Source organism: Streptomyces olivochromogenes (assembly GCF_001514115.1).
In the GTDB taxonomy this organism is placed as follows: domain Bacteria; phylum Actinomycetota; class Actinomycetes; order Streptomycetales; family Streptomycetaceae; genus Streptomyces; species Streptomyces olivochromogenes.
In genome coordinates, this window is record NZ_KQ948457.1 from 178,023 (window position 1) to 203,333 (window position 25,311).

At 71.0% G+C, this 25,311-nt stretch carries 20 protein-coding genes and 1 pseudogene; 15 read left to right on the forward strand and 6 right to left on the reverse strand.

From position 1 onward, the window contains the following. Positions 1–63: 63 nt before the first annotated feature. Complete coding sequence (locus tag AQJ27_RS20780) at positions 64–1,347, reverse strand: PucR family transcriptional regulator (protein ID WP_425275216.1); 1,284 nt, start codon at positions 1,345–1,347, stop codon at positions 64–66. A 163-nt stretch (positions 1,348–1,510) separates the two neighbouring features. Here AQJ27_RS20780 and AQJ27_RS20785 point away from each other — a divergent pair, with 163 nt between their 5' ends. The 3 genes from AQJ27_RS20785 (at position 1,511) to AQJ27_RS20795 (ending at position 5,105) form a co-directional block, all read left to right on the forward strand. Then, a complete protein-coding gene (locus AQJ27_RS20785) occupies positions 1,511–2,437 on the forward strand; it encodes a proline dehydrogenase family protein (protein WP_067370923.1) in 927 nt (308 codons plus the stop codon). Between the two features lie 36 nt (positions 2,438–2,473). Then, on the forward strand, positions 2,474–4,114 hold the full coding sequence (gene pruA, locus AQJ27_RS20790) for an L-glutamate gamma-semialdehyde dehydrogenase (protein WP_067370925.1): 1,641 nt from the start codon (positions 2,474–2,476) through the stop codon (positions 4,112–4,114). 127 nt (positions 4,115–4,241) lie between these two features. Next, a complete protein-coding gene (locus AQJ27_RS20795; protein WP_067370928.1) occupies positions 4,242–5,105 on the forward strand; it encodes an alpha/beta fold hydrolase in 864 nt (287 codons plus the stop codon). A 31-nt stretch (positions 5,106–5,136) separates the two neighbouring features. On the opposite strand, the gene AQJ27_RS20800 is transcribed toward AQJ27_RS20795, so the two are convergent. The 3 genes from AQJ27_RS20800 to AQJ27_RS20810 form a co-directional block, all read right to left on the reverse strand. Then, positions 5,137–5,343, reverse strand: a complete 207-nt coding sequence (locus AQJ27_RS20800; protein ID WP_054234564.1) for a DUF5988 family protein — start codon at positions 5,341–5,343, stop codon at positions 5,137–5,139. Positions 5,344–5,499: 156 nt separating this feature from the next. Then, a complete protein-coding gene (locus AQJ27_RS20805) occupies positions 5,500–7,434 on the reverse strand; it encodes a glycoside hydrolase family 97 protein (protein WP_067370930.1) in 1,935 nt (644 codons plus the stop codon). Between the two features lie 105 nt (positions 7,435–7,539). Continuing rightward, the gene (locus AQJ27_RS20810) at positions 7,540–8,496 is read right to left on the reverse strand and encodes a LysR family transcriptional regulator (RefSeq protein ID WP_067370932.1); all 957 of its coding nucleotides are present in this window, start codon (positions 8,494–8,496) and stop codon (positions 7,540–7,542) included. Between the two features lie 66 nt (positions 8,497–8,562). On the opposite strand from AQJ27_RS20810, the gene AQJ27_RS20815 reads away from it, so the two are divergent. Both AQJ27_RS20815 and AQJ27_RS60170 read left to right on the forward strand, forming a co-directional pair. After that, complete coding sequence (locus AQJ27_RS20815; protein ID WP_067370934.1) at positions 8,563–10,005, forward strand: DHA2 family efflux MFS transporter permease subunit; 1,443 nt, start codon at positions 8,563–8,565, stop codon at positions 10,003–10,005. Positions 10,006–10,240: 235 nt separating this feature from the next. Further along, positions 10,241–10,369, forward strand: coding sequence for a hypothetical protein (locus AQJ27_RS60170; RefSeq protein WP_096239899.1), 129 nt, complete (start codon positions 10,241–10,243; stop codon positions 10,367–10,369). A gap of 108 nt (positions 10,370–10,477) precedes the next feature. On the opposite strand, the gene AQJ27_RS20820 is transcribed toward AQJ27_RS60170, so the two are convergent. Next, positions 10,478–12,046 (reverse strand): purple acid phosphatase family protein, encoded by a 1,569-nt coding sequence (locus AQJ27_RS20820; protein WP_067370936.1) that lies wholly within the window; start codon positions 12,044–12,046, stop codon positions 10,478–10,480. 142 nt (positions 12,047–12,188) lie between these two features. Here AQJ27_RS20820 and AQJ27_RS20825 point away from each other — a divergent pair, with 142 nt between their 5' ends. The 4 genes from AQJ27_RS20825 to AQJ27_RS20840 all read left to right on the forward strand — a co-directional run bounded on the left by AQJ27_RS20825 (position 12,189) and on the right by AQJ27_RS20840 (position 17,249). Beyond that, entirely contained in the window at positions 12,189–13,232 is a 1,044-nt protein-coding gene (locus AQJ27_RS20825) for a 3-isopropylmalate dehydrogenase (RefSeq protein ID WP_054234560.1), read from the forward strand. 265 nt (positions 13,233–13,497) lie between these two features. After that, entirely contained in the window at positions 13,498–14,586 is a 1,089-nt protein-coding gene (locus AQJ27_RS20830; RefSeq protein ID WP_067370938.1) for a branched-chain amino acid aminotransferase, read from the forward strand. Between the two features lie 195 nt (positions 14,587–14,781). Continuing rightward, positions 14,782–15,852, forward strand: coding sequence for a hypothetical protein (locus tag AQJ27_RS20835; RefSeq protein ID WP_067370940.1), 1,071 nt, complete (start codon positions 14,782–14,784; stop codon positions 15,850–15,852). 164 nt (positions 15,853–16,016) lie between these two features. Beyond that, positions 16,017–17,249 carry a KamA family radical SAM protein gene (locus AQJ27_RS20840; RefSeq protein WP_235613546.1) on the forward strand — a complete coding sequence of 411 codons (1,233 nt, stop codon included), beginning with the start codon at positions 16,017–16,019 and terminating at the stop codon, positions 17,247–17,249. On the opposite strand, the gene AQJ27_RS20845 is transcribed toward AQJ27_RS20840, so the two are convergent. Then, on the reverse strand, positions 17,196–18,629 hold the full coding sequence (locus AQJ27_RS20845; RefSeq protein ID WP_067370942.1) for a cytosine permease: 1,434 nt from the start codon (positions 18,627–18,629) through the stop codon (positions 17,196–17,198). The two genes, AQJ27_RS20840 and AQJ27_RS20845, sit on opposite strands and share 54 nt — an antisense overlap. A 143-nt stretch (positions 18,630–18,772) precedes the next feature. On the opposite strand from AQJ27_RS20845, the gene ureA reads away from it, so the two are divergent. The 6 genes and pseudogenes from ureA to cimA all read left to right on the forward strand — a co-directional run bounded on the left by ureA (position 18,773) and on the right by cimA (position 25,294). After that, a complete protein-coding gene (ureA, locus tag AQJ27_RS20850) occupies positions 18,773–19,510 on the forward strand; it encodes an urease subunit gamma (protein WP_235613545.1) in 738 nt (245 codons plus the stop codon). Then, positions 19,507–21,183, forward strand: a complete 1,677-nt coding sequence (locus AQJ27_RS20855) for an urease subunit alpha (protein WP_067370944.1) — start codon at positions 19,507–19,509, stop codon at positions 21,181–21,183. Before ureA ends, AQJ27_RS20855 begins: the two co-directional genes overlap by 4 nt. A gap of 14 nt (positions 21,184–21,197) precedes the next feature. Beyond that, positions 21,198–22,235: an agmatine deiminase family protein gene (locus AQJ27_RS20860; RefSeq protein WP_201264316.1), complete on the forward strand. Its 1,038-nt coding sequence runs from the start codon at positions 21,198–21,200 to the stop codon at positions 22,233–22,235. A gap of 80 nt (positions 22,236–22,315) precedes the next feature. Beyond that, complete coding sequence (locus AQJ27_RS20865) at positions 22,316–22,852, forward strand: TetR/AcrR family transcriptional regulator (protein WP_079065152.1); 537 nt, start codon at positions 22,316–22,318, stop codon at positions 22,850–22,852. Between the two features lie 198 nt (positions 22,853–23,050). Then, positions 23,051–23,274 (forward strand): annotated as a pseudogene (locus AQJ27_RS20870) (hypothetical protein); the annotation flags it as partial. A 415-nt stretch (positions 23,275–23,689) separates the two neighbouring features. Beyond that, the gene (gene cimA / locus AQJ27_RS20875; RefSeq protein WP_067371367.1) at positions 23,690–25,294 is read left to right on the forward strand and encodes a citramalate synthase; all 1,605 of its coding nucleotides are present in this window, start codon (positions 23,690–23,692) and stop codon (positions 25,292–25,294) included. Positions 25,295–25,311 lie beyond the last annotated feature (17 nt).

Consider the following 25,311-nt stretch of genomic DNA (forward strand, 5'->3'; position numbering starts at 1 on the left):
TCGCCCGAGTCCGTGGCGAGCGTTTCGACGGCACACCCTAGGGCCGATCACCGCGCGCGGGCATCACAGTCGCGCCCCCTTCAACGCCATGTGCAGCAGCAGGCGGTCCTCGCCGTCGTCCAGGTCGAGGCCGGTCAGCTGCTCGACGCGGGACAGGCGGTAGTAGAGGGTCTGCCGGTGGATGCCCAACTCGGCCGCCGTACGCCCCGCCTGGCCCGCGCAGTCGAGGAACACCTCGGCGGTGCGGGCGAGTTCGCGGTGCGCGGGGGAGAGGAGGGTGCGGACGGCGGGGTCGTGGGCCGCCTCCGGGGGCAGAGCCGTCAGGAGGCGGAACGGGCCGATGGAGGCCCACTCGGCGACCGGACCGAGGCGGGGCTCCGCGAGGACCGCGCGGGCGGCGGCGGACGCCTCCTGCCAGGCCGCCCCCAGCTCGGCGAGACCCACCCGGGCCCCGGCGACTCCGGCGGCCACGGCCGTCCCGGCGCCCTTCGCCGTTCCCTGCCCGCCCCCGCGCTCCCCGTCCGCCTCCCGTACGAAGCGTGTCGCGGCCGTGAGTGCCGGGGTCAGTACGTCCGCCGAGCGCAGCCGTACGAGAAGGGCAAGGCTCTGGCCGGTGGCCCCCCACGGCACCGTGCACAGCGCGGTCGCGCCCGGCACCGTACGGACCGAAGGGGCGTCGTCCGGGTCGGCGGAGGGCCAGGGGGCGACGCACACCACCGCGTGCAGGCCGTCGCCGCGCGGGCCGAGGGCGGTGCGCAGCTCGGCCACCGCCATCTCCCGCTGCCAGCCGCGCTCGGCGGTGAGGACCGCCCGCAGCTCGCGGGTGAGGTCCGCGCCCGCCTGTGCCTCGTCCGCGAGCAGGTCGCCGATGCGGGCGGCGACCTCCATCGCCGCGGAGAGCTGCGCCTCGGACGGGCCGGGGTCGTCCTCCAGCAGCCAGACATAGCCGAGGACGACACCCCGATGGCGTACCGGCAGACAGATCCGGCCCCGGTACACGCCCGCCTCCGGGGTGGGCGGGATGTGCACGGGGGCCGTCGCGCGCGTGATGCCGAAGCCCTCGAACCAGGTGCGGACCGCCGCCGTGGAGCGACGGGTGAGGATCGAGCGGGTCCGTACGGGGTCCAGGGCCGACGGGTCGAGCTCGCCCTCGCTGTCGTAGGCGCCGAAGGCGATCAGCTCGAAGTCCCGGTTCTCCAGCGTCGCGGGCACGCCGAGGAGCGCCGAGATCTCGTCGACCAGCTCCTGATAGCCGCCGTGGTCGCCACGGTGATCTCGGTGCTCCCGGTGTTCCCGGGGCTCTTTGTGATCCCTGTGTTCGTCGCTCACCCGGGCATTCTCCCGCAATTCCGCAGCCCTTCATACATCTGTCTGAGATCCAGGGCACGGATGCGTGACAGCTGTCGATGGCTCAGGATCGGAGGGATCCTTAGGTTTCACGGTGGTTCTCCGTGCCGTACCCGAATGGTCGGGATACGGCCTTCTGCTCGCCTTGTTGTGGAGGTGCCCCGTGCTGGGTCCCGTGATTCTCGCCGCGTCGCGCAGCGACCGCATGCGCCGCTTCGTGTCGGCGGCCCCCGGCACCAAGCAGGTGGTCGCCCGCTTCATCGCCGGTGAGAGCGTCGACCAGGTCGTTCCGGTCGTCCAGGACGCCGTCGCCAAGGGCCTGGAAGTCACCCTCGACGTCGTCGGCGAGGACATCACCACCCGCGAGCAGGCCTTCGCCGCCCGGGACGCGTACCTGGAGCTCATCGAGCACCTGAAGGAGCTGGACCTCGGCACCAAGGCCGAGATGTCGATCAAGCTGTCGATGTTCGGGCAAGCCCTGGAGGGCGGCCACGAACTGGCCCTCGCCAACGTGCGCCCCGTCGTCGAGGCCGCCGCCGCCATCGGCACCACCGTCACTCTGGACGCCGAGGACCACACCACCCTCGACTCGATGTTCGCCATCCACGAGGAGCTGCGGACGGACTTCCCCCAGACCGGCTGCGTCATCCAGGCCTACCTGTACCGCACCGAGGCCGACGCCCGCCGCCTCGCCGCGAGCGGCAGCCGCGTCCGCCTGGTGAAGGGCGCCTACAAGGAGCCCGCCGAGGTCGCGTACCAGGACAAGGCCGAGACCGACAAGGCGTACGTCCGCGTCCTGCGCGTCCTGATGGAGGGCGACGGGTACCCGATGATCGGGTCCCACGACCCGCGCCTCATCTCCATCGCGCAGGAGCTGGCGCGCAAGGCCGGGCGCAAGCTGGACGAGTACGAGTTCCAGATGCTGTACGGCATCCGCGGCGAGGAGCACCTGCGGCTCGCCGCCGAGGGCCACCGCATGCGGGTGTACACCGCGTACGGCACCGACTGGTACGGCTACTTCATGCGCCGCCTCGCCGAGAAGCCGGCCAACCTGCTGTTTTTCGCCCGCTCGATCCTCACCAAGGGCTGAGTCCGAACCACCGCTCACTAAGGAGTTACGGAACCCATGGACGCTGTGACCCAGGTCCCCACCCCCGTCAACGAGCCGGTGCACGGCTACGCCCCCGGTTCGCCCGAGCGCGCCCGTCTGGAGGTCAAGCTCAAGGAACTGGCCGAGAACCCGATCGAGCTGTCGATGACCATCGGCGGCGAGAAGCGGCTCGGCGGCGGTGAGCGCTTCGAGGTCGTGCAGCCGCACAACCACAAGGCCGTCATCGGCACCGGCGCGCACGCCACCCAGCAGGACGCGCAGGACGCCATCGACGCGGCCCTCGCCGCCGCGCCCGCCTGGCGCGCGATGTCCTTCGACGACCGCGCCGCGATCATCCTGCGCGCCGCCGAGCTGCTGGCCGGCCCCTGGCGCGAGACGCTGGCCGCCTCCACCATGCTCGGCCAGTCGAAGACCGCCCAGCAGGCCGAGATCGACTGCCCCTGCGAGCTCGTCGACTTCTGGCGCTTCAACGTCGCCTACGCCCGTCAGATCCTCGCCGAGCAGCCCCCGGCCAACTCGCCGGGCGTCTGGAACCGCCTCGACCACCGCCCGCTCGAAGGCTTCGTCTACGCGATCACGCCGTTCAACTTCACGGCGATCGCGGGCAACCTGCCGACCGCGCCCGCGCTGATGGGCAACGTCGTGGTCTGGAAGCCGTCCCCGACGCAGACCCACGCCGCCGTGCTGCTCATGCGGCTCCTGGAGGAGGCCGGTCTCCCCAAGGGCGTCATCAACCTCGTCACGGGAGACGGCATCGAGGTCTCCAAGGTCGCTCTGGAGCACCGCGACCTCGCGGGCATCCACTTCACCGGGTCGACCAAGACCTTCCAGTACCTGTGGAAGACGGTCGGCAACAACATCGAGAAGTACCGCTCGTACCCGCGTCTGGTCGGCGAGACCGGCGGCAAGGACTTCCTGGTCGCGCACCCCAGCGCCGACCGCGCGGTCCTGAAGACCGCCCTGACCCGTGGCGCCTTCGAGTACCAGGGCCAGAAGTGCTCGGCCACCTCCCGCGCGTACATCCCGGCGTCCATCTGGAACTCCGGGTTCAAGGAGGAGTTCGCGGCCGAGGTCGACTACCTGACCATGGGTGACGTCACCGACCTCGCGAACTTCGTCGGCGCGGTCATCGACGAGCGCGCGTTCGCCAAGAACAAGGCGGCGATCGACCGGGCGAAGACCGACCCGGCCTGCACGATCGTCGCGGGCGGTTCGTACGACGACTCGGTCGGCTACTTCGTGCGCCCGACGGTCGTGGAGTGCTCGGACCCGGAGAACGAGGTCTTCAAGACGGAGTACTTCGGCCCGTTCCTCGCCGTGCACGTCTATGAGGACGAGACCGATGAGGGCTACGAGGCGATGCTGACCCAGATGGAGTCGGCGTCCGACTACGCGCTGACCGGCTCGGTCGTCTCCGGCGACCGTGCGGCCGCCGCGTACACGATGGAGAAGCTCCGCTACGCCGCGGGCAACTTCTACATCAACGACAAGTCGACCGGCGCCGTCGTCGGCCAGCAGCCCTTCGGCGGCGGCCGTGCCTCCGGCACCAACGACAAGGCGGGCGCCCCGCAGAACCTGATGCGCTGGACGCTGACCCGCGCCATCAAGGAGACCCTGGTCCCGCCGACCGACTACACGTACCCGCACATGGGCTGATCAGCCCTTTTGAACCCGGGCCGGGAAGCCCGACCTCCGAGCAGGCTTCCCGGCCCGTCTCCATGTCCGGGCTGTCTCCATGTCCGGCCTGTCTCCATGTCCGGGCGTTCGCGGGCAGAATTTCCCCATGGCCCGGACGCGCAGTGAGACGGTCGAGACCGACGACGGAGTACGTCTGTGGGCGCAGCGGTCGGGTGAAGGCCCCCCACTCGTGCTGTGCCACGGCGGCCCCGGTCTGTGGGACATGTTCGAGGACGTGGCCGGATCACTGACGGACCGGGCCGCCGTGCACCGCTGGGACCAGCGAGGTTGCGGACGGTCGGGGCCGTGCGCCGGGCCCTGGACGAGCGAGCGGTTCGTCGCCGACCTGGAGGCCCTACGGCGGCACTTCGGGCTGGAGCGGATGACACTGCTCGGCCATTCGTGGGGCGCGCAGCTGGCGCTGAGCTATGCGCTGGCCCATCCCGAGCGGGTGAACGCGCTGGTCTATGTGAGCGGTACGGGGATCGGACCCGACTCCGACTGGTTCGACGGCTACACGGCGAACCTCGTCGCCCGGCTCGGCGAGCGCCCCGAACGCCTGGCCCGCTGGCGCGAGTTGACGGACCGTCCGGTGCGCTCCGAGGCGGCGGAACGGGAGCGTGCGGTGCTGCAGTGGTCCGCCGAGTTCGTGGACCGCGAGCGGGACCTGGAGCAGGCCGGGCGGATGGCCGAGCGCTGGTTCGACATCAACACCGAGTGCAACAAGGCCTTCAACGCCGAGCGGAGAAGGACCTGGGGCACCCCGGAGCTGTACGCCGCCTGCCAGCAGCTCGACCTGCCCGTGGTCGTCGTCGACGGGGCGCTCGACATCCGGCCGCGCTCGGCGGTCGACTCACTGGAGAGGGCGCTGCCCCGGGTGCGCCGGGTGATCCTGCCCGCGGCCGGGCACCTGCCGTGGGCCGAGGACCCGAGGGGCTTTCGGGAGGCGGTGACGGCGGCGTTGCGGTGATCCGCCGTCCCTCGCCGCGGCGGAGGTGGCGTTACCCGGCGAACTCCGTCCGCTCCCACCACTCGTACACGGGCAGTCTGCCCTCCGGCGTGTCCGCCTGCCGTGGGGTCGCCCTGAAGTGTTCGTATCCACCGCGCAACTCGATCTTCACGTCCGTTCCAGGAGGCGGGACCGGGACGATCCGCTCGGGCAGATCGTCCGGGCCGCCCTCGAGCAGTGCTTTGGTCGTGTCGCTCATGACGTCACCGTTCCCCCTGCCGGAGCCCGATGTCGCATGCCGCGCGGAGGATCAGTCGTGTGGGCGATCCGCTGCTCGGCCGTCGGCGGTCGCCGTGCACGGACGGCTCCCCCGACCCCGTTCGGGGCCAGGGGAGCGGCGGGTCGCTTCGGTGGGTCAGTTCTCGCAGGTCGTACGGCCTTCGCGCGCGTGACAGGCGAGCGCCGCGAAGCCGCCGTCCGCCACGACCGGCAGGGCCAGCGTGCCGCCGCCCCGGACGACGTGCGTCTCGCGCACCAGGCCCGACGGCCCGTCCGTCAGGGTCTCCACCAGCCAGCGGCCCGCGCCCAGCCGCAGCGGCACGTCGACCGTGCGGGCCGCGCCCGTGAACGTGCCGCCGATGAACCACCGGCCGTCGGCGGCGCGCCGGGCGAGGACCGCCGAGCGGCCCGGATCGCCGGTCAGCAGCCGGGTCTCCTCCCAGCGGGCGGGAAGCTGCTCCAGATAGCGGCGGGCCTCGGGCCGCGCGTCGTACGACTCCGGGGTGCCGGAGAGGTTCTGGATCCCGGACTCGTACAGGACGCTCAGGCCCAGCTCACCCGCGTCCGAGGCGACGTTCGGGCGGTACGGGCGATGGAAGGCGCCCGGGGTGAAGTCCATGGAGCCGATGACATTGCGGGTGAAGGGGAGCGAGGCCAGCTGCTCCGCCGTGTTGTTGCGCTTCTCCTCGCCGCCGACGCCCTCCATCGACATGACCTGCGGCCAGGTGCGCTGGATGCCCTTGGGGATCGTCGAGCCGTGGAAGTTCACCATGAGGTGGTGGCGGGCCGTGGACTCCAGCACGTCGTCGTACCAGCGCATCCGCTCCTGGGACTCCGAGTCCATGAAGTCGATCTTCACGCCCTTGACGCCCCAACGCGCCAGCGTGGAGAGCCACTTCTCGCGCTCGACGGGATCGGTCAGCAGGCTGTAGTGCAGCCAGACGTGGATGCCCACGCCCTTGGCCGCCGCGTGGCGCACCAGCTCCGGCATCCAGCTGTCCGTCTGCCACTGCGGATCGATCACCTCCCACTCGCCGGTCTTGTAGTACCAGCCCGCGTCCACCACTTCGTACGGCCAACCGCGCTCGGCCGCGTAGTCCACGTACTTCTCCTGCGCGGCCAGGCTCTGCCCCGCCTCCTTGCCGCCCGCCAGCCAGGTCCACAGCGCCGGGCCCGGCTTGATCCAGGAGGTGTCGCGGACCCGGGACGCCGGGGCGAGATCGTCGACGAAGGTCGACTCGGTGACGGTCGCGAGATCACCGGCGACGATCGTGCGCCAGGGGGTGGTGAGCGGGCCGGTCGTCAGGACCGGCTCGTCGTTCCAGAGGCTCAGCCCGTACGTCGACGAGTCCGCGGTGTGTGTCAGGTGGGCCCCCGCGTAGGTGCCGTTGACGTCCGACTCGGCGATCAGGGCGTAGTCGCCGTCACCGGCGGCGCCGCTGCCCCCGCCCGTCCTGAACAGGCCCTGCATCATGTACGCGCCCGCCGGCGCCGCCGCCGCGGAGTCGTAGCGGGTGAAGCGGAGCTCGTTGTCGGCGCGGTAGCCGCCGAGGAGGGCGTTCGCACCGGTGGGGAGGGTGAAGGCGGAGGCCTCGCGCAGTACGTTGCCGTGGTTTCGCGGCAGGACGTAGCGGTAGGCGACGCCGTCACGGGCGACCCGTGTCACCAGGTCGAGCCGGGCGCCGTCGGCGGTGCGGAAGCGGAAGCGGGCCTCGGTCATGCGGGCCACGCGGTCGCGGGACTTGCCGGTCGGGCTCGTGTAGTGCTCGGTGACCGTGCGCTCGGAGCGTCCGGTGAGGGTCAACCCCCGGGAGAAGTCGGTCTGTTCGGTGACCAGTCCGAGGGGAGAGGGCTCCAGGACCGTTCTGCCCTCGCGTCTCACGGCGAGCGTGGGATGTCCGTCGGTCCGATCGAGTGCGACGACCGCCGTCGGGGAGCCGTGCGGACCCTTCACCTCCCAGGCGGCCCGCGCCGTCCCCTCGGCGCGGGCGGGGAGCGCCGCCACCGCCGTGGCGAGCAGGGCGGAACAGAGCGTCAACACGATGGTGCGGGCCCGTAACTGGACCGACATCAGGAACCCTCCTTCTCGCAGTCATCACCTGTAGTCATCCGATGATTGTGAGAGTGAAGGGGCGCAATGGGCCTGTCAAGGCGTCCGACCGCATCAGAGATAGGATCAATTCTCGTCGGCGCCCCTGACCTCTTCCGCCACCCGCGCCAGCGCCCCCCGCAGCCACCGGTGCGCCGGATCCGTGTCCAGCCGTACGTGCCATGCCTGGCCCGACGAGAACCTAGGGAGGTCCAGCGGAACCTCCAGCACCGCCAGCGGCATCCAGCGCGCCGCCTCCCCCGCGACCTCGGCCGGGACGAGCGCCAGGGCGTCGGTGCGCAGGACGAAGAAGCAGGCCGCGCCGAAGGTGGGGGCCGTCGCCAGGACGTCGCGGCGCAGGCCGAGCCCGGCGAGGTGTTCGTCCACCACACTGTGCGCCCGGCCGCGCCGGGTCACCGTGATGTGCGGCAGCGCGGCGAACCGCTCCGGCGTCAGCGGCTCGCGCGTGAACTCCGCGCCGGCCCGCGCCACCGCCACCATCCGGTGTTCCCGCAGCGTCGAGGCGCGCACGTCGTGCGGCAGCGGATCCGGCAACTCGCCGACGTCCAGGTCGACATGGGTGCGCAGATCCGCCGGGTCCTCCTCGCCCTCGGGCAGCAGCCGCAGCCGTACGCCGGGTGCCTCCCGGGCCACCAGTTCCAGCAGCGGGGCGCCGAGGGACAGGGCGGCCCCGTCGTTGGCGCGGATTCTGAACTCCCTTCGCAGGGAGGAGAGTTCGACATCGGCCGGTGGTCGCAGCGCCGCCACCGCGCCCGCCAGCGCGGCCTGCACCCGAGGCTGCATCTCCCGCGCGCGGGGTGTCAGGGTCAGCCCCCGCCCCGACGGGACGAGGAGCGGGTCGCCGACCACCCGGCGCAGCCGGCCCAGGGTGCGGCTCATCGCCGAGGGGGAGACGTTCAGTTCGGCCGCCGCGCCCGCCACGCTGCCCGCGCGCAGCAGGGCGTCGAGGGCGGGCAGGAGGTTCATGTCGGGGAGGGGAGCGGTCAGCCCGGACCCGGACGACGCATGCGCTGATTGCTGCATGAGGCGCAAGGCTACGTGAAGCAATCGGACCTTGTGTGCAGCAATGGGTGCCCCGAACCTGGACCCATGACGGATTCTCAGCCGCGCGGCACCGCGACCGCGCTCCTCGTCGCGGGCTGCTTCTTCATGGAGATGCTGGACGGCACGATCGTGTCGACCGCGGCTCCGCAGATAGCCCGGGACCTGCACACCGCCCCCACTTCCGTGGGCCTGGTCATCACCGCCTACCTCGTCACCCTCGCCGTCCTCATCCCCCTCTCCGGCTGGCTCACCGCGCGCTTCGGGCCGCGCCGGGTCTTCCTCGCCGCGATCACGGTCTTCACCCTCGCCTCCCTGGCCTGCGCGTTCGCCCCGAACCTCGGCGTGCTCGTCGGCACCCGTGTGCTGCAGGGTGTCGGCGGCGCCATGATGGTGCCGGTCGGACGGCTCGTCGTCCTGACCGGCACCGCCAAGCGGGAACTGCCGCGCATGGTCGCGTACATCGTGTGGCCCGGCCTCGTCGCCCCGGTGCTCGCGCCCCTGCTCGGGGGCCTGATCACCACGTACGCCTCCTGGCACTGGATCTTCCTGCTGAACGTGCCCCTCGGCGTGGTCGCCCTGCTCGTCGCGCGCCGCCTCATCGCACCGGCCCCGCGGGACGAGACACCCCCGCTGGACCTCGTCGGCACCCTGCTCACCTGTACCGGTCTCGCCGCCCTGACCTGGACCGCGCACCTGCTCTCCGCCCCGACCGGAGGTGCTCCGGCGCGGACGGTGGCGGCCGGCGCGATCGCCGCCGTGGCGCTCACCGCGGCCGTACGGCATCTGCTGCGCACCCCGCAACCGCTGGTCAACCTGCGCACCCTGGACGTCCAGTCCTTCCGCGCGTCGGCGCTCGACGGCTCGCTCTACATGGCGGTCGTCGCCGCCCTGCCCTTCCTCCTTCCGCTGCTCTTCCAGGAGGTGTTCGGCTGGAGCGCGGTGAAGTCGGGCGCGGTGGTGCTGTTCGTCTTCGTCGGGAACATCGGGGTCAAGCCCGCGACGACGTATCTGATCAACCGCTTCGGCTTCCGTCCGCTGCTGATCGTCTCCACGCTCGGGCTCGCGGTCACCACCGCGGCCTGCGCGCTGTTCACGCGGGGGACACCGGTCGCGGTGATCGCGGTCGTCGCGGTGCTCTCCGGTGTCGCCCGTTCGGTCGGCCTCAGTGGCTACGCGACCATCGCCTTCAGCGAGACCCCGCCGGAGCGGCTGCGCGACGCCAACGCCCTCTTCGCGACCTCTCACCAACTGGCCGCGGGACTCGGCGTGGCCGTCACCGCCGTCGCGCTGCGCGGGGGCGCGGCGCTGACGGACGGCACGCGCTCGGCGTATGCCGTCGCGTTCGTGGTTCTCGGCGTGCTGTGTCTCGTTCCGACGGCGGGCGCCCTGCGGCTGCACCCGGCGGCGGGCGATGCCGCGCGCACTGTTGTCCCAGCTCAGGGCCGTGTGACCCAATCGACCGTCTCAGATAGTAGGAAGTCCGACTAACTGTGGAGACAGATGCCCCTTCCTCGCTTAGTTTTGTAGGAGCCGAACGTCTCGCTAGACCAAGCGAATGGCGGTCGTGAGCCGGAGCCCCTGGCAGGCAACCCCTGCGGCACCGCTCCCCGGCCAAGGCCCCGCCCACGCCCTTAAGGCAGTGGGGGAGTCTCGTATCCCTCCCTCATCGCACTTCCGGTGGTCCGTTCCGGGCCGCTTTCCGGAGGCAAGGAGTCGATCCATCATGGCCGAGACGATTGTCCGCCGAGTCCGCCACGTGTCCCGCACCAGCGAGTCCGACCGCAAGAACGCGGCCGCCGCCCTCCAGCGCGCCCTCGACCGCAGGGACAACGGCGGCGAGACGGGTCACTGACCCGCCCGCACCACACCACCCTCGTACCGGGAGCCGCACCCGCACGGGGTGCGGCGCGGGGTCCACGCCCCGCGCCGCACCCCGGAGTGCTCGGCCGTCGCCGTGTGCTCAGCGACCGCGCCGCACCTCGAAGTGGTCGATGCGCCTGCCGCTCTCCGCGAGTGCCGACACCTTGAGCCGGGGCGCCGTGCCCGCCTCCGCCTCCACCGAGAGGAAGGAGAAGCCGGCGTACCGCACCCGGGACCACTCCACCGTCTCCCGCTGCTGGTCCTGCGACTTGGTCCAGTGGAAGCTGCTCACGGACTCGTGGCGGCCGACGTGCCCCTCGTAGCTGTCCTTCACGCCCGACGGGAAGCCGTACAGATCCTTGCCGCCGCCGCCCGCGGTGACGTAGACGATCCCGTCCCGCGTCGGATCCGTCGAGCCGCCCACCGGCACCGCACGGCCCACCGCACCCTTCTTGACGGCGTCCGTCCGCTCGTACACGTGGTTGTGCCCGTTGATCACCAGGTCCACCTGGTGCTTGGCGAACAGCGGCAGCCACGCCGCGCGCACCCCGCCGTCGGAGGCGTGCGCGGACGTCGAATAGGCGCAGTGGTGGAAGAAGACCACGATGAAGTCCACCGCCGCCGAGGAGCGCAGCTCGCCCAGCTTCCTGTCCAGCCACTTCGTCTGCTTCCCGCCCGTGTAGCCCTGGTTGGCGGGAATCTCGTACGACACGTCGTTCGCGTCCAGCGCCACGACGCCGACGTTGCCGTAGGTGAAGGAGTAGACGCCCGGTGCCGTCCGCGGGTCGAAGCCGCTGTCCGGGAGGGAGAAGCGGGCCGCCTGGCCGCCGTAGCCGTCCGGCGAGTACCAGGCCTCCATGTCGTGGTTGCCGGTCGTCACCATCCACGGCACCGACTTCGCCACCGGCTCGGTCTGCTTGAGGAACAGATCCCAGTACCCGGGGTCGAACCCGTCCGACTTCTTGCCGCGCCCGGTCCCGTCCGCGTAGCAGATGTCACCCGCGTGGAGGTGGAAGGCGGGCTTCTGGCGCAGCAGCACCTTGTCGTTGGCGAGCGCGGCCGAGCTGACGCCCTGGTCGCCGAAGGCGGTGAACACGAACTTCTCCGGGTTCGCGGGCGCCGTACGGAAGGAGCCGACGGTCGACCTGTGCGCCGGTGAGGCCGGGTCGAAGCCGTCGTGGCCGACGCCGTAGTAGTACGTCGTGCCGGGCCGCAGACCGTCCAGGGCCGCGTGTACGTAGTACTGGTCCAGGGCCAGCCGCACGCCCGTGACCCCCGGCGTGTGCAGGGCGCGGACCTCGGCCGCGATCTTCCGGCTCAGCTGTCCGGGATGTGTGCCCACCCGCAGATACGGCCTCCGGACCGCGAGCGGCACCTGCCAGGAGACCCGCATCTGGGTCTTCGGGTCGGCGCCGAAGGCGAGGTGGCGGCCGAACGGGGTGACGACGGAACCGTGCACCCGCCCGGTGACGCCCGCGCTCGGGGCGGAGCCGGGCGTCACCGTCCCCGACGAGGACGAGCAGCCGGCCAGCAGCGCGCCGCCCGCGAACGCGCCCGCCGACACCAGGGCGCGGCGCCGTGTGAGCTTCGTACGCAGGTACTCGTACTGCTCCGCCATGCTCATCCGGCTCGCGAGCTGCTGCGGAATGCCGAAGTCGGGAAGGTCCATGCTGGTGAACTTCCCAGGAAGTCCCAACGCCCGCCGTACGTAGGGGTGAACGTACGTCGAAGAAACGTTCCGCTACACCTCGAACGCGTCCGTATGGCGGACAGCTCGTGTCATTCCATGGGACACGGAGTACGGTGCCTTCATGTCTCGCAGCATCAATCTCGCAGTGATCCCCGGTGACGGCATCGGCCAGGAGGTCGTGGCCCAGGGGCTGAAGGTGCTCTCCGCCGTCCTTCCGCAGGATGTGAAGCTGGAGACCAAGGAGTTCGACTTCGGGGCCAAGCGCTACCACGCCACCGGTGAGACCCTCACCGAGGCCGACCTCGACGCCCTCAAGCAGCACGACGCGATCCTGCTCGGCGCGATCGGCGACCCCTCGGTCCCGTCCGGCGTCCTGGAGCGCGGCTTCCTGCTCAAGCTCCGCTTCGCCTTCGACCACCACGTCAACCTGCGTCCGTCGAAGCTCCTTCCGGGTGTCGCCACCCCGCTGGCCGGCCAGCCGGAGATCGACTTCGTCGTGGTCCGCGAGGGCACCGAGGGCCCGTACACGGGCAACGGCGGCACGATCCGCAAGGGCACCGAGCACGAGGTCGCCACCGAGGTCTCCGTCAACACGGCCTTCGGTGTCGAGCGTGTCGTCCGTGACGCCTTCGCCCGCGCCCAGGCCCGCCCGCGCAAGAAGCTGACGCTGGTTCACAAGAACAACGTGCTGACCTTCGCCGGTCACCTCTGGACGAACGTCTTCAACAAGGTGGCCGAGGAGTTCCCCGAGGTCACCACGGACTACATCCACGTGGACGCCGCGACGATCTACCTCGTCACGGACCCCGCGCGCTTCGACGTGATCGTCACCGACAACCTCTTCGGCGACATCATCACCGACCTCGCCGCGGCCGTCTCCGGCGGCATCGGCGTCGCCGCGAGCGGGAACATCAACCCCTCCGGCGAGTTCCCCTCGATGTTCGAGCCCGTGCACGGCTCGGCGCCCGACATCGCGGGCCAGGGCAAGGCCGACCCCAGCGCCACCGTCCTGTCCGTCGCCCTCCTGCTGCGCCACCTCGGCTACGAGGCCGAGGCCGCCCGCATCGAGGACGCCGTCTCGGCCGACCTCGCCGAGCGCGTGGGCAAGCCCGCCCGCAGCACCGAGGAAATCGGCGACGCGCTCGCCGTACGAGTAGCCGGCTGACCCGCCGGGTTACTTACGTCTCGTAGGAGCCGCCGGGTCGCATCCGCACCCGGCGGCTTTTCCTATGCCCTCGCCGGGTGCCACCATCAACAACCCCTGGGTAACCCCTGGGCCGTCTTCACCCCGTTTCGTCCACGGCTTCGCGCGCGCGATAATCGAACGCGGAGCCGCGGGAATGAGGGAATGCTCGGACGTCCTAGTACTGGCCACTGGCAGTACGGGCGTGAGCGCGGCCCGTCACACACAACCGGTGAAGGACAACCACATGACGACGCCCACGATCGAGCTCAAGCCCTCTTCGCAGCCCCGCTCCGCGGCGGAGCGCGAGGCGATCCTCGCCAACCCCGGGTTCGGCCGCCACTTCACCGATCACATGGTGACGATCAAGTGGACCGAGGGCCGCGGCTGGCACGACGGCCAGCTCGTCCCGTACGGCCCGCTCTCCCTCGATCCCGCGAACATGACCCTGCACTACGCGCAGGAGATCTTCGAGGGCCTCAAGGCCTACCGCCAGCCCGACGGCTCCGCCGCCACCTTCCGCCCGGACAAGAACGCCCGGCGCTTCCAGGCCTCCGCCCGTCGGCTCGGCATGCCGGAGCTGCCCGTGGAGACGTTCATCGAGGCCTGTGACGTGCTGGTCCAGCAGGACACCGCCTGGGTCCCCACCCACGGTGGCGAGGAGTCCCTGTACCTGCGCCCGTTCATGATCGCGACCGAGGTCGGCCTGGGTGTGAAGCCCGCCAACGAGTACCTCTTCCTGGTCATCGCCTCCCCGGCCGGCGCCTACTTCCCCGGCGGCGTCAAGCCCGTCTCCATCTGGGTCTCCGAGGACCACGTCCGCGCCGTCCCCGGCGGCATGGGCGACGCCAAGACCGGCGGCAACTACGCGGCCTCCCTCCTCGCCCAGGCCGAGGCCGCCGAGCAGGGCTGCGCCCAGGTCTGCTACCTCGACGCGGTCGAGCACAAGTGGATCGAGGAGCTCGGCGGCATGAACCTGTACTTCGTGTACGGGGACAGGATCATCACCCCCTCCCTCACCGGCTCCATCCTGGAGGGCGTCACCCGCGACTCCCTCCTCACCGTCGCCCGCGACCTCGGCTACACCTCCGAGGAGGGCCGCGTCTCCATCGACCAGTGGCAGCGCGACGCGGAGAACGGCACCCTGACGGAGGTCTTCGCCTGCGGCACGGCCGCGGTCATCACCCCCGTCGGCACGGTCAAGCGCACCGGCACCGAGTGGCGGCAGTCCGGCGACGAGCCCGGCGAGGTCACCCTGAAGCTGCGCGAGGCGCTCCTCGACATCCAGCGCGGCATCAACGCGGACAAGCACGGCTGGATGCACCCGCTGGGCTAGGGCGTCCCGCGCGCCTCGCGCGCCCGTCGGGCCACGGCGACCCACGCCTCCCGCCGGTCCCTCTCTCCCCAACGGGAGTGCGGGGACCGGCGGTTCGTTCGACGCGTAGCGGCTCCGCGACACGGGTATCCACAGATTCCACGGGGGGAGCGTGCCGCCCTCCCGTGTGCCCGCACGGCCACGGAGGGAGCGCAGGTGAGCGCAGGGTCGCCGATACCACGACTGCGCTGGCTGCTGCGCACCTTACGCACCCCACGCCGCCCCCAGAGCCTCACGGTCCTCGTCCTGCTCGCCGCCGTCGCGGCCCTCCTCCTCTGGAGCAGCTCGCGGATGGACAACTACGAGGAGAACCTCACCCTCAACCTCGGCACCGACATCGTCGGCGTCGTCGTCACCGTCTTCGTGATCGGCCCGTTGATCAGCCGCGCCCAGGAGGGCCGGGTCCGCGAACACACCCGGCTGGACTACGAGTGGTTCAGCGCCCAGGTCTACGGCTCGACCTCGAACGTGAAGGTCCTCGACACCTTCTCCAGCGTCTTCGGCCCGCAGTTCTCCGAGCGCCTCTTCCGCGGCATCAAGGCGGCCACCGGGCACGGCGCCCGCGTACAGATCCTCCTCCTCGACCCCGACTCCCTCGCGGTCATCCTGCGTGGCCGTGAACTGGGCGAGCAGAGCGCCGACATCCGCCGGGACATCATGCGCAACCTGCGCACGCTGGACCGGTTCGCGCTCCGGCTCGACGAGAACTCCCGTCAGCTCCTCGAAGTACGCCTCTGCTCCACGTCCCCCGGCGTGACCCTCTACCGCTGGGACGAGCGCTCCCTGGTCTCCTTCCTGACCGTCGGGCGTCTCTCCGGTGAGGGAGTCCAGCTGGAGGTCGCCGTCCGCTCCCCGCTCGGCACCTTCGTCGAACAACGCTTCGATGAACTGTGGCAGCAGAGCAAGCGGATGGAGCGGTTCACCCATCTGCCGGTGACCCTGGTCGACGCGACCGACGGCCGCCGGGAGTTCAGCTGTCGCTTCGTCTATGTGGACGACTGTGTGTACGTCGCCGGGCACGACCTCGTGTCGTACATGGCCCGCCATCGCCTCGATCAACTCTCCGCGTACAGCGAGGCCTTGGGCGTGCGGGGCGCGCACGAACTGATCGTCGTCGACGACGAAAGTGAGCTTCACCGGCTGCTCATGCAGCACTTCGCGGAGAAGTACGATGCGTCGGCGGCCGCCTTCGTCGAGTTGCGGCCGCCGGTTCTGGTCACGGAATAGAGGCACCGGCACCTATGAGTTCAGCGCTCCACCCCGCTCAGCCCGCGAGACCCGGCTCCGCGCACCTGAGCCTCCGGTCTCCGGACACCAGCTCCCGGTCTTCGCACCCGAGCCCCCGCTTTCGCGCCTTCACGCCCCGTGACCTGGACGGCCTGCTGCGGCGTGTGTCCCTGCCGCCCGCCGAGCGACTCGCCCTGCGGGCCGTGGCGGCCGTCCTGCCGTTCCGTACGAACGCCTACGTGGTCGACGAGTTGATCGACTGGTCGGCCGTGCCCGACGATCCGATCTTCCGGCTGACGTTCCCGCAGGCCGAGATGCTGCCCGAGCCCGACCTCAAGCAGATGGCGGAGCTGCTGGCGCGGGACGCCCCGAAGGCCGACGTGCTGCGCGCGGCCCACGAGATCCGGATGAAGCTCAACCCGCATCCCTCCGGCCAGCTCGACGCCAACGTTCCCGTGCACGAGGGGCAGCGCCTCACCGGCCTCCAGCACAAGTACCCGGAGACGGTGCTGATCTTCCCGCGCCAGGGCCAGACCTGCCACGCCTACTGCACGTACTGCTTCCGCTGGCCCCAGTTCGTCGGCGAGTCCGACCTGCGCATCGCCACCGACGACATCGCCACCACATCCGCCTATCTGCGCGCTCACCCGGAGGTCACCAGCGCGCTCATCACGGGCGGCGACCCGATGGTGATGAGCACCGAGGTGCTGCGCCGCTACGTCGAACCGCTCCTGGAGATCGAGTCGGTCCAGTCGATCCGCATCGGCACCAAGTCGCTCGCCTTCTGGCCATACCGTTTCCTCACCGACCGCGACGCCGACGACGTGCTGCGCCTGTTCGAGAAGGTCGTCGCGAGCGGCCGCCACCTCGCGCTGATGGCCCACTTCACCCATCCCCAGGAGCTGCGGCCCCCGGTGGTGCGGGAGGCGATGCGCCGGGTGCGTGACACGGGTGCCGTGATCCGCTGTCAGGGGCCGCTGGTCAGGGGCATCAACGACAGCGCCGAGGCGTGGGCCGGGCTGTGGAACGAGACGACCGCGCTGGGGGCGGTGCCGTACTACCAGTTCGTGGAGCGGGACACCGGCCCGCAGGGCTACTTCGGGGTGCCGCTCGCCCGCGGTCACCAGATCTTCCGTGACGCCTACGCCCAGGTGTCCGGACTCGCGCGGACCGTGCGCGGCCCGGTCATGTCGGCGATGCCGGGCAAGGTGTGCGTGGACGGGATCACGGAGGTGGCCGGTGAGAAGGTCTTCGTGCTCCACCTCATCCAGGCCCGCGACCCGGAGCTGGTGGGCCGCCCGTTCTTCGCCGCGTACGACGAGAACGCCACCTGGTTCAGCGACCTAAAGCCCGCTTTCGGCGCGAGCCAGTTCCTGCCCGGCCTCGACCCGGTGTGACGCCCGCTTCGGCGAGAGGGCCACGTAGACGAGGCCGCCGACCAGGCCCGACAGGACGAAGCTGCAGTCCACTCCACCGGTGAGGGACAGCAGCGGTCCCTGGTACGACGGGAGGGAGACGGCGAGGAGGCCGGCGAACGCGCCCAGTGCCCAGGCCACCGTCGCCTGGACGTTCCAGCCGGCGCGGTACCAGTAGATCCCGCCCCGGGAGCGGCGGTTGAAGACCTGGAGGGCGTCCGGGTCGTAGATTCCGCGGCAGCGGGCGAAGCCGATGAGGGTGATGACCGCCCACGGGGTGCCGATGGCGGTCAGGAGAAGGACGAAGGACGTCATCGCGGACTGCGCGTTCCAGGCGTAGTGGCCGACGAAGACACAGACGGTGGCGACGACGGCGACCGTGAGCGTGGCCCGGGCGCGCGAGGCCTTCGGCAGGATCGCGTCCAGGTCCAGGCCCATGGAGTACAGCATCAGGCCCGCGTTGCCGACCGACCCCGCGGAGGCGGCGAGCAGCAGCGGGACCAGGTACCAGGTGGGGGAGGCGGAGACCAGCGGCCCCGCGTAGTCGAGGGCCGCGCGGGCCGCGTACGCCGTGAAGGTGCCGAAGAGCTGCGGGACCAGCAGCCCGGCGATCAGGCCCAGCCAGGTGGCGTGCAGGACCGTACGGGAGGAGTGCCGGGACGGGGAGATGTAGCGCGTGTAGTCGCCGAGCAGGGTGATGAACGCGATCGGTCCGGACAGGCCCGCGGCGACCGCCGCCAGCAGCCAGGTCGGCCAGAACGAGCCCAGCAGATAGCCGCCGGTCTCCGGGAGCGCGGCGGTGGTGAAGTGCGGCGCGTAGGCGAGCACACCGAGCGCGAGGAGCGCGGTCATGCCGACCGCGAGGACCCGGGACATCGCGAGCAGCACGCGGTAGCCGTACACCGCGCCCGCGACGGTGGCGGCGGCGAGGACGGCGTACACGACGGCGTACGACAGTCCGTTCGCCGGCAGCCCGAACAGGCGGCCGAGCACGCTCACCATCACATCGCCGCCGATCCAGACGGTCAGCGCGGTGTAGCCGAGGGCCAGCAGCAGCCCGACGACCGAGCCGACCAGCCGTCCGCGTACGCCGAACTGGGCGCCGGAGGAGGTGGAGAGGTTCGTCGCCGTGCGCAGCGACACCAGCGCGAGCGGTGCGGTGAGCGCCGTGCCGATCACCGTGCCCGCCACGATCGCGCTCACCGACGACCACCAGTCGAGCCCGAAGGAGGGTGGCAGCCAGCCGAAGATGATCACGCCCAGACAGAGGTTCGACCCCAGCAGGATCGAGACGAGGTCCCCCGGCCCGCTGGTCCGTTCCTCGTCGGGGATGGTGTCGACTCCGCGCTGTTCGATCGGCATGGCTGGTCTCCTTCGACGGCCGCCTGAGAGTTAGAGCGACGTTCAATGTCTGTGACCATATTCTGGATGTCAATGTTTCCGTTCCATGAATCTCGCGTTTAGAGTGGTGCTCTAAATCGAGGAAGGCAAGGAGGTGCCCGGACATGAGACTGACCCCCACGGAACGTGACCGGCTGCTGCTCTTCGGGGCCGCCGAGCTGGCCCGTGCCCGCCGGGCCCGGGGCCTCAGGCTGAACGTTCCCGAGGCGACCGCCCTCATCGCGGACACCGTGTGCGAGGCGGCCCGGGACGGGCGCCGGCTCGCCGAGGCGATCGCGGCGGCCCGGGCGGTGCTCGGCCCGGACGACGTCCTGCCGGGCGTCGCCGACGTCGTCACCGAGGTGCACGTCGAGGCCGTCTTCGACGACGGGTCCCGGCTCGCGGTCGTCAGCGACCCCCTCGGGGGCGGGCTGGGGGAGCGGGCGCCGGGCGCGCTGCTGCCGGGACCGGCGCACGCCGAGCCCGCCGCGGTCGTCCGGCTGACGGTCACCAACACCGCGACCGTGCCCGTCTCCGTCACCTCGCACTTCCACTTCTTCGAGACCAACCCGCGGCTCGACTTCCCGCGGGCGGCGGCCTACGGGATGCGGCTCGCGGTCCCCGCCGGGTCCTCCGTGCGCTTCGGACCGGGGGAGAGCATCGAGGTCGGGCTGCTGCCCATCGGCGGTGAGCGGATCGCCATCGGCTTCGCGGGACTGGTCGACGGGCCCCTGGACGCGCCCGGGGCCAGGGAAGAGGCCCTGCGCAGGGCCGCCGCCTGCGGATACCTCGGGGCCGGGGGCGTCGGGAGTGCCGGAGACGGCGGGGACACCGGGGAAATCCAGGGAGCTGAGCCGCGATGAATCCTTACGAGTACGCGGCCACCCACGGCCCCCGCGCCGGCGACCGCGTCCGCCTCGGTGACTCGGGGCTGACCATCCGCGTCGAGTCCGACGCCCAGCGCTACGGCGACGAGTTCCTCGCCGGCTTCGGCAAGACCGCCCGTGACGGACTGCACCTCAAGGCCGCCGCCGTCCGCGAGACCTGCGACGTCGTCATCAGCAACGTAGTGGTGATCGACGCGGCCCAGGGGATCCGCAAGGTCTCCATCGGCATCCGCGAGGGGCGGATCTGCTCGATAGGGCGGGCCGGGAACCCCGACACCCTCGACGGGGTCGACGTGGTGGTCGGTACGGGGACGTCGATCGTCTCGGGCGAGGGACTGATCGCCACCGCCGGAGCCGTCGACACCCACGTGCACCTGCTGTCGCCGCGCATCATGGAGGCCTCGCTCGCCTCCGGCGTCACCACGATCATCGGCCAGGAGTTCGGGCCGGTGTGGGGCGTCGGCGTCAACTCGCCCTGGGCGCTGCGCCACGCCTTCAACGCCTTCGACGCCTGGCCGGTCAACATCGGCTTCCTGGGCCGGGGTTCGTCCTCCGACGCCGCCCCCCTCGTCGAGGCCCTGGCCGAGGGCGGCGCGAGCGGCTTCAAGGTGCACGAGGACATGGGCGCCCACACCCGCGCCCTCGACACCGCGCTGCGCGTCGCCGAGGAGCACGACGTCCAGGTCGCCCTGCACAGCGACGGGCTGAACGAATGCCTGTCGGTCGAGGACACCCTGCGCGTCCTCGAAGGCCGGACCATCCACGCCTTCCACATCGAGGGCTGCGGCGGCGGTCACGTGCCGAACGTCCTGAAGATGGCGGGGGTCCCGAACGTCATCGGCTCCTCCACCAACCCCACCCTGCCCTTCGGCCGGGACGCGGTCGCCGAGCACTACGGCATGATCGTCTCCGTCCACGACCTGAAGACCGACCTGCCCGGCGACGCGGCCATGGCCCGCGACCGGATCCGCGCCGGGACCATGGGTGGCGAGGACGTGCTGCACGACCTGGGCGCGATCGGAATCACCTCCTCGGACGCACAGGGCATGGGGCGCGCGGGCGAGACCGTGCGCCGCACCTTCGCGATGGCCGGAAAGATGAAGGCCGAGCGCGGCGCCCCGGCGGACGTGGACCACGACAACGAACGCGTCCTGCGCTACATGGCCAAGCTCACCATCAACCCGGCCATCGCGCACGGGCTCGCCCACGAGGTCGGCTCGATCGAGGTCGGCAAGCTCGCCGACATCGTCCTGTGGCGCCCGGAGTTCTTCGGCGCCAAGCCGCAGCTCGTCCTCAAGTCCGGCTTCCCGGCGTACGGCGTCGTCGGCGATCCGAACGCCGCCACGGACACCTGCGAACCGCTCGTCCTGGGGCCGCAGTTCGGGGCGCACGGCGCGACGCCCGCCGAGATCTCGGTCGCCTTCGTCGCCCAGGCCGCGCTCGACCAGGGCAACGACCTCATGCCGACGCGCCGGCGCCGGGTCGCCGTGCGCGGCACCCGCGGGATCGGCCCCGCCGACCTGCGCCTCAACTCCCGTACGGGATCCGTCGACGTCGACCAGCGCACCGGCCTGGTCACCCTCGACGGTGACCCGCTGCGCTCCGAGCCCGCCGACTCGGTCTCCCTCAACCGCCTCTACTTCCTCTGATGAAGGTGCACGTCATGACCCCTGCCGCCGACGGTTTCCGGATGCCCGCCGAGTGGACCCCGCACGAGCGCACCTGGATGGCGTGGCCGGGCCCCAACCCCACCTTCGACAACCCCGACGACCTCGCCGAGGCGCGTGCGGCCTGGGCGGCGGTGGCGCGCGCGATCCGCCGGTTCGAACCGGTGACGGTGGTGTGCGGGCCGGGCCAGTCGCAGGCGGCCCGGGCGCTGCTCGGCCCGGACGTCGACACCGTCGAACGCGAACTCGACGACGCCTGGATGCGTGACATCGGCCCCACCTTCCTCACCAACGGGAAGGGCGAACTGGCCGCCGTGGACTGGACGTTCAACGGCTGGGGCGCGCAGGGCTGGGCCCGCTGGGAGCACGACGCCAAGATCGGCGCGGATGTCTCGGACCTCGCGGGGGCGAAGACGTACGCCTCGAAGCTGGTCAACGAGGGCGGTGCGATCCACGTCGACGGCGAGGGAACCGTGCTCCTGACCGAGACCGTGCAGCTGGGCGCCGAGCGCAACCCCGACTGGACGCGCGAGCAGGTGGAGGCGGAGATCCACGCCCACCTGGGCACCCGCAAGGCGATCTGGCTGCCGCGCGGGCTGACCGGCGACTACCCCCCGTACGGCTTCGGCACGCTCGGCCATGTCGACATCGTGGCCGCCTTCGCCCGCCCCGGAGTCGTGGTCGCGCACTCCCAGCCGGACCCGGCGCACCCCGACCACGAGGTGACCAAGGAGGTCATCGGCCTGCTCCAGGCCGCGACCGACGCCCGCGGGCGCCGCCTGGAGGTCGTCGAGGTCCAGGCCCCGACGATCCTGGAGGCCGACGGCCACTGGGCCGACTACTCCTACATCAACCACTACCTCTGCAACGGCGGCGTGGTCCTGTGCGGCTTCGACGACCCGCGCGACGAGCTCGCGGCCGGCATCTTCCGACGGCTCTTCCCCGAGCGGACGGTGACACTGGTGGACGCACGTACGATCTTTGCCGGAGGCGGTGGCATCCACTGCATCACCCAGCAGCAGCCGAGGATCTGAACCAGGAGTCGCACGTGGCAGGGGACAGCACGCCGCGGAGGAAGAACGCGCCTCCGCGCGAGGACGTGCTGGCAGCCGCCATGGACATGATCGCCGAGCGCGGTCTGGAGAAGCTCACCATGGCGGCGCTCGGCCGCGAGGTCGGCATGAGCAGCGGTCATCTCCTCTACTACTTCCACTCCAAGGACGAACTGCTGCTGCAGACCCTGGAGTGGAGCGAGGGGCGGCTCGGCGCCGAGCGCGGCCGGTTGCTCGCCGCCCGGGGCACCGCCCGTGAGCGGCTCGACGCGTATGTCGACCTGTACGTCCCCGACGGCCACCGCGACCCGCACTGGACGCTCTGGCTGGAGGTCTGGAACCGCTCGCAGAACGCCGACGACGCCGCCCGCGAGCGGCAGGTCGCCATCGAGGGCGCCTGGCACCGCGACCTGGTCGCGCTGCTCGCCGAGGGTGTCTCGCGCGGCGAGTTCCGGCCGGTCGACCCGGACCGCTGCGCCGCCCGGCTGCGGGCCCTCCTCGACGGCTTCTCCATCCATGTGGCGATCGGACTGCGCGGCACGGACAGAGAGCGGATCCTGCGCCACGTAAGGGAGTTTCTGGACGAATCCCTGAGCTGACCGTCACTCGGTCTGCTCGCGCTCACCGGCGCGGGCGAACCGTCCGACGCGGCGTCCGACGCGGGGCGAACGTGATGAACGCAATGAACAAGACGTGAGGCGCCCTTGTCGCGGCAGTGATCAGCGGGCACGTTACGGCTCAAGGCACTCACGCGACGAGAGCACTGGAAGAAGATCTGGGCCGGCTCGGCGGGCAACATGGCGGAGTGGTTCGACTGGTTCGTGTACGCGGCCGGCGCCACCTACCTCACCGAGGCCTCCGCCCTCGAGCGGCGCGGCTTCGTCTCCAGCTTCCAGTACGTGTCGATGGCCGCGGGCCAGATCCTCGGCCTCGGCCCGCAGATCATCCTCCAGCGCACCCTGTCCGACGCCGCGCCGCACAGCTGGGGCCGGCGCGCGTCCCCTTCATCGTGGGCGCGCTCGCGGGACGCCTCTCCGACCGCGTCGGCCGCCGGCCCGAGCCCACCGCGAAGGTGAAGAGCGGCGGGATCTCGACCGGGTCGGCACCGGCCAGGAACCCTCCTCGGAGCCCAGGGCGCGGCTCGCATCCTGAGACAACCCGTGAGCACGGGGGCGGTATGTGCCAGACTGCCCCCGTGCTCTCGTTCGCCATGATTATTGGCAGCAGGCGCGCCGGTCCGCAGTGACCGCCACGTACCACCACGTACGGGCGGACATCGTCGTCCTCGACCCGCGCGCAGACCTCTCGCACCCGCGAGAGGTTTTTCGTTTTCCTGGCCCACCTCAAGCCGGGAAGGGAGCGCGAGGGATCATTGGAGGACGGTGGAGCCGGTCATTCCGGTACAGACCGAGATCCAACATCAGGAGCCGAACACCATGACCGAAACCAGCGAGCTCGACGATTCGTTCCACGTCTTCGACACGACCCTGCGCGACGGCGCGCAGCGTGAGGGCATCAACCTCACCGTGGCGGACAAGCTGGCCATCGCACGGCACCTGGACGACTTCGGGGTGGGCTTCATCGAGGGCGGCTGGCCCGGCGCCAACCCGCGCGACACCGAGTTCTTCGCCCGCGCCCAGCAGGAGATCGACTTCAAGCACGCCGAGCTGGTCGCGTTCGGCGCCACCCGCCGCGCGGGCGGCAAGGCGAGCGAGGACCCGCAGGTCAAGGCCCTTCTCGACTCCGGCGCCCAGGTGATCACCCTGGTCGCCAAGTCGCACGACCGCCACGTCGAACTCGCACTGCGCACCACCCTCGACGAAAACCTGGAGATGGTCCGCGACACGGTCTCCCACCTGTGCGCGCAAGGCCGCCGGGTCTTCGTCGACTGCGAGCACTTCTTCGACGGCTACCGCGCGAACCCCGAGTACGCGAAGGCGGTCGTCCGCGCGGCCTGGGAGGCGGGCGCCGACGTCGTCATCCTCTGTGACACCAACGGCGGCATGCTCCCCGCCCAGGTCCAGGCGGTCGTCGCCACGGTCCTCGCCGACACCGGCGCCCGGCTCGGCATGCACGCCCAGGACGACACGGGGTGCGCGGTCGCCAACACCCTGGCCGCCGTCGACGCGGGCGCGACCCACGTCCAGTGCACCGCGAACGGCTACGGCGAACGGGTCGGCAACTCGAACCTCTTCCCGGTCGTGGCCGCCCTGGAACTGAAGTACGGCAAGAAGGTCCTCCCCGACGGCGCCCTGCGCGAGATGACCCGCATCTCGCACGCGATCGCCGAGGTCGTCAACCTCACCCCCTCCACGCACCAGCCGTACGTCGGCGTCTCGGCCTTCGCCCACAAGGCGGGCCTGCACGCTTCCGCGATCAAGGTCGACCCGGACCTCTACCAGCACATCGACCCCGAGCAGGTCGGCAACACCATGCGGATGCTGGTCTCCGACATGGCCGGCCGCGCGTCGATCGAGCTCAAGGGCAAGGAACTCGGCATCGACCTCGGCGGCGACCGCGAGTTGGTGGGCCGCGTCGTGGAACGCGTCAAGGAACGCGAGCTCAAGGGCTACACGTACGAGGCGGCGGACGCCTCCTTCGAACTCCTGCTCCGCGAGGAGGCGGAGGGACGGGCCCGCACGTACTTCCAGGTCGAGTCCTGGCGCGCGATCGTCGAGGACCGCCCCGACGGCACCCACGCCAACGAAGCCACCGTCAAACTCTTCGCCAAGGGCGAGCGCATCGTCGCCACCGCGGAGGGCAACGGTCCGGTGAACGCCCTCGACCGTGCCCTGCGGGTCGCCCTCGAAAAGATCTACCCCCAGCTCGCCAAGCTGGAGCTCGTGGACTACAAGGTCCGCATCCTGGAAGGCAAGCACGGCACCCAGTCCACCACCCGCGTCCTGATCTCCACCTCCGACGGCGCGGGGGAGTGGTCCACGGTGGGCGTCGCGGAGAACGTGATCGCGGCGTCCTGGCAGGCGCTGGAGGACGCGTACACGTACGGCCTGCTGCGGGCCGGGGTCGAGCCCGCCGAGTAGATCCGCACCGGCAGCGG

Bases quoted from the DNA above. Each gene is read 5' to 3' on its own strand.
- pruA (WP_067370925.1), top strand. From the start codon at position 2,474: ATGGACGCTGTGACCCAGGTCCCCACCCCCGTCAACGAGCCGGTGCAC.
- AQJ27_RS20795 (WP_067370928.1), top strand. From the start codon at position 4,242: ATGGCCCGGACGCGCAGTGAGACGGTCGAGACCGACGACGGAGTACGT.
- AQJ27_RS20800 (WP_054234564.1), bottom strand. From the start codon at position 5,343: ATGAGCGACACGACCAAAGCACTGCTCGAGGGCGGCCCGGACGATCTG.
- AQJ27_RS20805 (WP_067370930.1), bottom strand. From the start codon at position 7,434: ATGTCGGTCCAGTTACGGGCCCGCACCATCGTGTTGACGCTCTGTTCC.
- AQJ27_RS20810 (WP_067370932.1), bottom strand. From the start codon at position 8,496: ATGCAGCAATCAGCGCATGCGTCGTCCGGGTCCGGGCTGACCGCTCCC.
- AQJ27_RS20815 (WP_067370934.1), top strand. From the start codon at position 8,563: ATGACGGATTCTCAGCCGCGCGGCACCGCGACCGCGCTCCTCGTCGCG.
- AQJ27_RS60170 (WP_096239899.1), top strand. From the start codon at position 10,241: ATGGCCGAGACGATTGTCCGCCGAGTCCGCCACGTGTCCCGCACCAGC.
- AQJ27_RS20820 (WP_067370936.1), bottom strand. From the start codon at position 12,046: ATGGACCTTCCCGACTTCGGCATTCCGCAGCAGCTCGCGAGCCGGATG.
- AQJ27_RS20825 (WP_054234560.1), top strand. From the start codon at position 12,189: ATGTCTCGCAGCATCAATCTCGCAGTGATCCCCGGTGACGGCATCGGC.
- AQJ27_RS20830 (WP_067370938.1), top strand. From the start codon at position 13,498: ATGACGACGCCCACGATCGAGCTCAAGCCCTCTTCGCAGCCCCGCTCC.
- AQJ27_RS20845 (WP_067370942.1), bottom strand. From the start codon at position 18,629: ATGCCGATCGAACAGCGCGGAGTCGACACCATCCCCGACGAGGAACGG.
- ureA (WP_235613545.1), top strand. From the start codon at position 18,773: ATGAGACTGACCCCCACGGAACGTGACCGGCTGCTGCTCTTCGGGGCC.
- AQJ27_RS20855 (WP_067370944.1), top strand. From the start codon at position 19,507: ATGAATCCTTACGAGTACGCGGCCACCCACGGCCCCCGCGCCGGCGAC.
- AQJ27_RS20860 (WP_201264316.1), top strand. From the start codon at position 21,198: ATGACCCCTGCCGCCGACGGTTTCCGGATGCCCGCCGAGTGGACCCCG.
- AQJ27_RS20865 (WP_079065152.1), top strand. From the start codon at position 22,316: ATGGACATGATCGCCGAGCGCGGTCTGGAGAAGCTCACCATGGCGGCG.
- cimA (WP_067371367.1), top strand. From the start codon at position 23,690: ATGACCGAAACCAGCGAGCTCGACGATTCGTTCCACGTCTTCGACACG.